Origin of the sequence: Corallococcus sp. AB049A, assembly GCF_003668885.1 — a bacterium.
Taxonomy (GTDB): domain Bacteria; phylum Myxococcota; class Myxococcia; order Myxococcales; family Myxococcaceae; genus Corallococcus; species Corallococcus interemptor.
The window spans coordinates 1-7,087 of sequence record NZ_RAWL01000431.1 but is presented as its reverse complement, the minus strand read 5'-3'; the positions used below and the strand labels follow the sequence as shown (position 1 = coordinate 7,087).

Annotated in this window: 8 protein-coding genes and 1 pseudogene; 6 read left to right on the top strand and 3 right to left on the bottom strand. The window is 71.5% G+C overall.

Annotation, left to right across the window (positions count from 1 at the left end; translation table 11 throughout):
• From D7X55_RS32515 to D7X55_RS32500, 4 genes and pseudogenes are all read left to right on the top strand, one after another.
• A pseudogene (locus D7X55_RS32515) lies at positions 1-225 on the top strand (polymer-forming cytoskeletal protein); the annotation flags it as partial.
• Positions 226-321: 96 nt separating this feature from the next.
• Positions 322-1,638: a ParB N-terminal domain-containing protein gene (locus tag D7X55_RS32510; RefSeq protein ID WP_121725088.1), complete on the top strand. Its 1,317-nt coding sequence runs from the start codon at positions 322-324 to the stop codon at positions 1,636-1,638.
• A gap of 3 nt (positions 1,639-1,641) precedes the next feature.
• Positions 1,642-2,217 (top strand): orotate phosphoribosyltransferase, encoded by a 576-nt coding sequence (pyrE, locus tag D7X55_RS32505; protein WP_120546698.1) that lies wholly within the window; start codon positions 1,642-1,644, stop codon positions 2,215-2,217.
• Positions 2,214-2,843 carry a hypothetical protein gene (locus D7X55_RS32500; RefSeq protein WP_120546699.1) on the top strand — a complete coding sequence of 210 codons (630 nt, stop codon included), beginning with the start codon at positions 2,214-2,216 and terminating at the stop codon, positions 2,841-2,843. The genes pyrE and D7X55_RS32500 overlap by 4 nt, the downstream gene beginning before the upstream one ends.
• 21 nt (positions 2,844-2,864) lie before the next feature.
• Here the strand turns inward: D7X55_RS32500 and D7X55_RS32495 are convergent, their stop codons facing one another.
• The 3 genes from D7X55_RS32495 to nadB are packed head-to-tail and all read right to left on the bottom strand — an operon-like array spanning position 2,865 to position 5,824.
• On the bottom strand, positions 2,865-3,467 hold the full coding sequence (locus D7X55_RS32495; protein ID WP_120546700.1) for a TIGR00730 family Rossman fold protein: 603 nt from the start codon (positions 3,465-3,467) through the stop codon (positions 2,865-2,867).
• Between the two features lie 2 nt (positions 3,468-3,469).
• Positions 3,470-4,231 carry a rhomboid family intramembrane serine protease gene (locus D7X55_RS32490; RefSeq protein ID WP_121725087.1) on the bottom strand — a complete coding sequence of 254 codons (762 nt, stop codon included), beginning with the start codon at positions 4,229-4,231 and terminating at the stop codon, positions 3,470-3,472.
• Positions 4,232-4,237: 6 nt separating this feature from the next.
• The gene (nadB, locus tag D7X55_RS32485; protein WP_121725086.1) at positions 4,238-5,824 is read right to left on the bottom strand and encodes an L-aspartate oxidase; all 1,587 of its coding nucleotides are present in this window, start codon (positions 5,822-5,824) and stop codon (positions 4,238-4,240) included.
• An 89-nt stretch (positions 5,825-5,913) separates the two neighbouring features.
• Here nadB and D7X55_RS32480 point away from each other — a divergent pair, with 89 nt between their 5' ends.
• Both D7X55_RS32480 and D7X55_RS32475 read left to right on the top strand, forming a co-directional pair.
• A complete protein-coding gene (locus D7X55_RS32480; protein WP_120546703.1) occupies positions 5,914-6,603 on the top strand; it encodes a lytic transglycosylase domain-containing protein in 690 nt (229 codons plus the stop codon).
• Positions 6,560-7,087, top strand: a 528-nt coding sequence (locus tag D7X55_RS32475) for a tetratricopeptide repeat protein (RefSeq protein ID WP_147470287.1), incomplete at its 3' end; no start/stop codon positions are given. The genes D7X55_RS32480 and D7X55_RS32475, both read left to right, overlap by 44 nt.

The following is a 7,087-nucleotide window of genomic DNA, read 5'->3' as shown; positions in this document are numbered from 1 at the left end:
CCTCCCGCGCGCACTCCGGCGGCGACGACGGCACCGGCCACGGTCGTGGCCCGTCCGTCGGCCAAGCCGCTGCCGCCGCCCCCGCCGCCCGCCGCGACCACGGCCCGGGCGCCGGAGCCTCCGCGTCCGGCCGCCACTGAGCAGGCGAGCAGTGCCGGCGCGCCCGTCCCCCGCGTGATGGGTGCTGGCGCGAAGAAGAAGGTCGTGGTGAAGAAGTCCCGTTAAAGCCCGCCCGCCGCGCCGTCGTTCCGGCGGCGCGCGGGTGGAACAACCGGGGGTGCCACCATGGACGCCGAGCACAGGGCCGAGGGACAGGAAGGGATGCCGGGCACACCTGGTGAGAATGCGACGCCGTCCCCGCAGGACGGCGCGACGGAAGCGTCCGCGCCGCGGCAGGGCGAGGGCGCGAGTGGAGACGTGACGCCGGAAGGTGCCCCCCGCGCTGAAGCTGAAGCGGGCGGGGCCCGGACGGACGTGCCCGGAGAGGGCACGGAGACCCCCGCGGCCGCCGGTGCCGGGGACGCTGCGTCCCCGGGCGGGGCGGATGCGAGCACCGCCAGCGCGGAGGGCATGGCGTCCCCGAGCAGCAGCGGGGGCGAGGCCGCCACGACCGGCGGAGAGTCCAGCGCGGCCCACGGTGACGACGCCGCGACCTCCAGCGGTTCGGCTGGGGGCTCCGGCCTGGAAGGCGCCGGCGCGGCGGGGCAGGGCGAGGGCACCGAAGCCTCCCCGTCCCCAGGCCGCTACGTGGAGCTGTCCTCGGGTGAGAGCGTCCAGGACGCCTCCGGCACGGGCAGCGACGGCGGCGGCGAGGCGAAGGACGTGCTGGCGGAGCCGCGCTCCGGACCGGTGTCGGGCGCGGACGACGCGCTCCTGAGCGCCGGCATCTGGGACGTGGCGAGCCGGGCGAGCCAGGAGGACGCGGGCTCCACTGGCTCCGCGGACTCTGGAGACGGTTCGGAGCAGGGCGCCAGCGAAGGCGCGGCGATTTCGGAAGGGGAGCCCCACGCGCAGGCCATCGAGCCGCGCGTGATGGGACAGGTGACGGCGATGGTGTTGCCGCTGGAGCGTTTGGAGGAGGACACCACCTTCCGCCTGCGGGACGAGGGCGACGTGTCCGAGCTGGCCACGGACCTGGCGCGGTTGGGCCAGCTGTTCCCGGTGGACGTGCGCCCGCGCGGCGAGGACCGCTACCAGCTCATCTGCGGCTTCCGCCGCGTGGCGGCGCTGCGCTTCCTCAAGCGCGACCAGGTCCAGGTCCGCGTGCACGAGGAGCTGTCCGACGAGGACGCGCTCCTGTTGTCCCTGGCGGAGGCCATCCACGCCTCGCCGGTGGAGCACGACGTGCTGGAGGCCAAGCGCACGTCGCTGGAGGCCGAAGGCCGGCTGACGGCGCCGGTGCGCGACATGCTGGAGAAGGCGCTCGCCACCGAGGAGACGCTGGCCCCGGAGGGCGTCGAGGAGGAGATCGACGCGGACGAGCTGGCGGTGGACGTCGCGCAGCGCATGGGCGCCCTCAACCAGGACCTGTCGCTGCTGGCGGACGTGTTCGCGGCGCTGGACGAATCGCGCAAGGCGGAGCTGCTCATGCAGCTGCGCTACTCGGCGCAGCTGGTGGCGTACCTGGAGGGTCTGTAGGCCATGGCGGAAACGCTCGAACGTGACCGCGCCCGGCTGCTGGAGGTGCTCACGCAGCGCTCCTTCGAGCGCCGGCGCGTGGTGCTGTCCTCCGGCAAGGAGTCGGACTTCTACATCGACTGCAAGCGCACCGCGCTGCTCGCCGAGGGCCACTACCTCATCGGCCGGCTGCTGCTGGAGGCCATCCGGCGGGACGCTCCGTCCGCGGTGGCCGCGGGCGGGCTGACGCTGGGCGCGGATCCGCTCGCGTCGGCGGTGAGCCTCACCAGCTTCCTGGAGGGCGGCGGCCAGAAGCCCCTGCACGCGTTCATCGTGCGCAAGGAGCCCAAGGGCCACGGCACCGGCCAGTGGATTGAAGGCCTGTCCGCGCTGGGCCCCGGCGCCCCGGTGGCCATCGTGGAGGACGTCGTCACGACGGGCGCGTCCACGATCAAGGCCATCGAGCGCGCGAAGCTGGAGGGCCTGACGGTGCTGGGTGCCTTCGCGCTGGTGGACCGGCTGGAGGGTGGACGCGAGGCCGTGGAGGCCGGCGGCCACCGCCTCACCACGCTGTTCACGCGCAAGGACTTCATCCCGTGAGAAGGCTGCTGGTGGCCGCGGTGCTGCTGGGCGTGCTGGGCGGTTGCTCCACCACGCCCCCCGTCGTCGGGGAGCCCGCGCCCACGCTGGATGATCCGAAGCAGGAGTCCGCGTACCTCTCGGTGTTGGACCGGTACTCGGACCGCAGGGAGATCTACGACGGCTTCGACACGCGCGTCTTCGCGGGGGCCACGTTCCAGACGCCCGCCTTCCGCGAGGCCCGCATCCACCGCCGCGCCATCTTCCAGGCGCTGCCCGCGGCGAAGGTGGAGCAGCTGCTGGCGGAGGAACAGGCGGACGCGGCGAAGTTCCACGAGTTCTTCCTGGCGGTGCACGTCAACGACTACCGCTACGACGACTTCGCCCACCGCAACAGCATCTGGCGCATCGCGCTGGTGACGCCCGCGGGTGAAATCACGCCCATGGAGATCCGCCGCCTGGGCCGGGCGGACCTCAACGTGCGCGCCTACTACCCCTACGCCAGCCTCTTCTGGGTGGGCTACCGGGTGCGCTTCCCCAAGGTCTTCACCGACGGCCAGCCCGTCATCCCCGAGGGCACCGAGCAGGTGATGCTCCGCGTCGCCTCGTCGCTGGGGAACGCGGAGCTGAAGGTCCACGCGCGCTGAGGACGCGGCGAGGGACGGCCCTCAGGTCTGCTGACCGTCCTTCAGCCACTTCGACGTGAGCGGCATGGTGGGGCCCGCCATCAGGCGGTCCAGCAGCGCGTCCGGGGAAGCGTTCACCGCGAAGGGCATGCCCTGCGTCTCCGGGACGAAGCCCGCCTCCACCATCTGCTTCGCCATCGCGAGCAGCGGCTGGAAGAAGCCGTCCACGTCCAGCAGGCCCATGGGCTTGCGGTGCAGGCCCAGCTGCGCCCAGGTGACGATTTCAAAGAGCTCATCCAGCGTACCGAAGCCGCCGGGCAGGGCGACGAAGGCGTCCGAGCGCTCGGCCATCAGCGCCTTGCGCGCGTGCATGGAGTCCACCCGGTGCAGCTCCGTCAGGCGCGGGTGGGCCAGCTCCTTCGCGTCCATGAAGTGGGGCAGCACGCCCACGGCCTTGCCGCCGTGGGCGATCACGGCGTCCGCCACCGCGCCCATCAACCCCACGCTGGCGCCGCCGTAGACGAGCGTCAGCCCGCGCTTCGCCATCGCGGCGCCCATCCTGGCGGCGGCCTCGCGGTACTCGGCGCGCACGCCGGAGCGCGAGCCACAGAAGACGCAGACGCTGCGCACGGTGTTCTCAGCCATGGTCAGAAGTATCCATGCCGCTGGGGATTGGCGGCCACCACGGCCAGCGCCGCGGCGATGAAGAGCAGGACGGGGATGGCGCGCGAGTAGAACTTCGTGCCCTGCCGCAGCGCCAGGCCACACGGCAGGCCGAAGAGGAAGCCGCCCAGGTGCCCGGCCCAGCTCACGCCCGGCAGCAGGCTGATGACCGCCACCTGCACGAGCCAGAACATGTGCTCCCGGCGGCCCTGCTGGGTGAGGATGGGCAGCATCGCGCCGCCCCAGCCCAGAATCATCCCGGACGCGCCCACCGTCACGGTGTTGAAGTTGAAGAGGAGCGCGAAGGCCGAACCGCCCAGCGCCGTGACGAGCGACAGCGCCAGGAACCGCCAGCTGCCGATGCCGCGCTCCAGCGACGCGCCCAGCGAATAGACGGCGGACATGTTGAAGAGCAGGTGCAGCGGGCCGCCGTGCTCGAACACCATGCCCAACAGGCGCCAGTACTCGCCGTCCCGGACCCACGGGCCATAGAGCGCCAGCGGCCCCACGACGCCGTAGCGCCCGCCCTCCGGCGTCACCAGGTTCCGGCCCAGCGAGTCGCTCAGGAAGAACATCACCACCGCGCCCGCGATGATGGCGAAGCTGACGTAGGGCGTGGGCAGCTTGGGCCTGGGCTGCTGGGGGCCCGGAGGCGGTCCGCCCCCGTCCTGCCCACGGGGGCCCTGTTCGTCTCCCAGCCCGGAGGGGCCGGGGAGGTCATCCATCATGCCGCGAGGACGGGACATGGGTGCTCACAGCTCCCGGGAGAGGAGGGTGTCGCGCGTGCCCTGGTGCTCGTCCGTGTGCGGGTAGTCCAGGGTGTAGTGCAGGCCCCGGCTCTCCTTGCGGCGGCTCGCGCAGTCCACGATGAGGTGCGCCACCTCCGCGATGTTGCGCAGCTCAATCACGTCGCGGGTGACCTTGAAGCGCCAGTAGTAGTCGCGGATCTCCTCGCGCAACAGCTCCAGCCGCCGCCGCGCGCGCATCAGCCGCTTGTCCGTGCGGACGATGCCCACGTAGTTCCACATCAGCCGGCGGATCTCATCCCAGTTGTGGGTGACGACCACGCTCTCGTCGGAGTCCACCGCGCTGCCGGAGTCCCAGGCCGGCGGGTCCTCCTTCGGCAGCGTCAGCGACGCCAGCTCCTCCGACGCCACCTGCACCGCGCGGTGGCCAAAGACGAGGCCCTCCAGCAGCGAGTTGGACGCGAGCCGGTTCGCGCCGTGCAGGCCCGTGCAGGACACCTCACCGATGGCGTACAGGCCCGGGATGTTGGTGCGCCCGTGCAGGTCCGTCACCACGCCGCCGCACTGGTAGTGGGCCGCGGGCACGACGGGGATGGGCTGCACCGCCATGTCGATGTTGAAGGCCTTGCAGGTGGCGTAGATGTTGGGGAAGCGCTCCGTGAGGAACGCGCGGCCCAGGTGCGTCATGTCCAGGTAGACGCAGTCGTTGCCCGTGCGCTTGAGCTCCGCGTCGATGGCGCGCGCCACCACGTCGCGCGGGGCCAGGTCCCGCATGGGGTGGTAGCGGTCCATGAACGTCTGGCCGCCCTTGAGCCGCAGCTTGCCGCCCTCGCCGCGCAGGGCTTCGCTGATGAGGAAGCTCTTGGCCTCCGGGTGGAAGAGGCACGTGGGGTGGAACTGGTAGAACTCCATGTTCGCCACGCGCGCGCCCGCGCGGTACGCCATGGCCACGCCGTCGCCCGTCGCGACGTCCGGGTTGGACGTGTAGAGGTACACCTTGCCCGCGCCGCCCGTGGCCAGCACCGTCACCTTGGAGAGGAAGCGCTCGATGGAGCCGTCCTCCATCAGCGCGTACGTGCCCAGGCACCGGCTGCCGGCCGGGGTGTGGGGACGGCGGTCCAGGATGAGGTCGATGGCGGCCGTGTTCTGGAAGAAGGTGATGTTGGGCTGCGCGTCGCACGCGGCCAGGAGCGCGCGCTGCACCTCGCGGCCCGTGATGTCGCCCGCGTGGATGATGCGCCGGGCGGAGTGGCCGCCCTCGCGCGTGAGGTCGAACTCGCCGGCGCGCTGATCGAACGCCGCGCCCAGCGCCACCAGCTCCTTGAGGCGCGCGGGCCCCTCGCGCACCGTCACCTCCACCGCGTCGCGGTGGCACAGGCCCGCGCCCGCCACCAGCGTGTCGTCGATGTGCGCGTCGAAGGTGTCCGTGGGGGACAGGACGCCCGCGATACCCCCCTGCGCGTAGGCGGTGTTGCCCTCGCCGCGCTCGCGCTTGGTGAGCACGGCGACCGTGCCGTGCTGGGCCGCCTGCAGGGCGAACGACAGGCCTGCCACGCCGCCGCCCATGACCAGGAAATCAAACCGATGGGGCATGGCGGACAGCCTTAACGGCGGTAAGTGCTGGAAACAAGGCGTTTTCTTGAGGACTTTCCGGGTGTTGTCTAAGGTTTCGCACCGCCGCCATGCGTGCCCTGACCGCCCTCGTCGTCCTGCTGACCGCCGCCCTCCCGGCGCATGCCTCCGACGGCATCTACAGCTACGTGGAGAAGGACGGCACCATCGTCTACACGAACGTGCCCCCCGGCGGCGCGCGCAAGGCTCGCAAGCTGTCCGGGACCTTCACGCCGGCGCCGGCCAAGTCCGCGCCCGTGCGGGGCCGCTCGAAGACGCCCACGGAGCTGGATCCGCACATCACCAACGCGGCGCTGCGCTACCGCATCCCGCCGGCGCTGGTGCGCGCCATCATGCACACGGAGAGCAACTTCAACCCGAACGCGCTCAGCCACAAGGGCGCCAGCGGGCTGATGCAGCTCATGCCGGGCACCGCGTCGGACATGTATGTGAAGGACATCTTCGACTCGAAGGACAACATCGAGGGTGGCGTGCGCTACCTGCGCGTGCTGGCCAACATGTTCGACGGCGACATGGTGAAGATGGTCGCCGCGTACAACGCCGGCCCGGACGCGGTGAAGAAGTACGGAGGCCAGGTGCCGCCGTACGCCGAGACGCAGGAATACGTGCGCAAGGTCCTCCAGCTCTACTACCACTACAAGGAGCGCGAGCGGCTCGCCCAGGCCGAGGCCAGCAGCCGTGAGCCCACATCCGAGAATGACGACGCGCACGAAGGGGACGAAGTCGCCGGGCCCCGCTGACGAGGAGTTCCTGCAGCAGCTCCAGCGCGGAAGCGAACTGCTGGGCGCCGGCAAGGTCACCGAAGCGAAGGACTTCCTGGAGCGTGCGCACGCGCTCCAGCCGCGCCACGAGAAGGCCCAGAACCTCCTGGGCCTGACGTATTTCAAGCTGGGCCTCTTCGACCGCGCCGCGGACCTGTACGAGATGCTCGTGCGGGACAACCCGGTGGACCCGACGCTGCGCGTGAACCTGGGGCTCGTCTACCTGAAGACGAACGCGCTCCAGCGCGCCGCGCGAGAGTTCGAGACGGCCACCGACCTGGCCCCGGACCACAAGAAGGCCCACAACTACCTGGGCCTGACCTTCGCCCAGATGGGCGAGTACGGCCGCGCGCGCGAGCACTTCCTGCTGTCCGGCAGCGACGCCATGGCGGAGAAGATGTCGCGCGCCATCGCCGGTGAGGGCTACAGCCGTCCGCCCGCGCCCCCCACGCCCGCCCCGGTC

Excerpts from the sequence above, each read along its gene's own strand:
- D7X55_RS32510 (WP_121725088.1), top strand. The coding sequence starts at position 322 with ATGCCGGGCACACCTGGTGAGAATGCGACGCCGTCCCCGCAGGACGGC.
- pyrE (WP_120546698.1), top strand. The coding sequence starts at position 1,642 with ATGGCGGAAACGCTCGAACGTGACCGCGCCCGGCTGCTGGAGGTGCTC.
- D7X55_RS32495 (WP_120546700.1), bottom strand. The coding sequence starts at position 3,467 with ATGGCTGAGAACACCGTGCGCAGCGTCTGCGTCTTCTGTGGCTCGCGC.
- D7X55_RS32490 (WP_121725087.1), bottom strand. The coding sequence starts at position 4,231 with ATGTCCCGTCCTCGCGGCATGATGGATGACCTCCCCGGCCCCTCCGGG.
- nadB (WP_121725086.1), bottom strand. The coding sequence starts at position 5,824 with ATGCCCCATCGGTTTGATTTCCTGGTCATGGGCGGCGGCGTGGCAGGC.
- D7X55_RS32480 (WP_120546703.1), top strand. The coding sequence starts at position 5,914 with ATGCGTGCCCTGACCGCCCTCGTCGTCCTGCTGACCGCCGCCCTCCCG.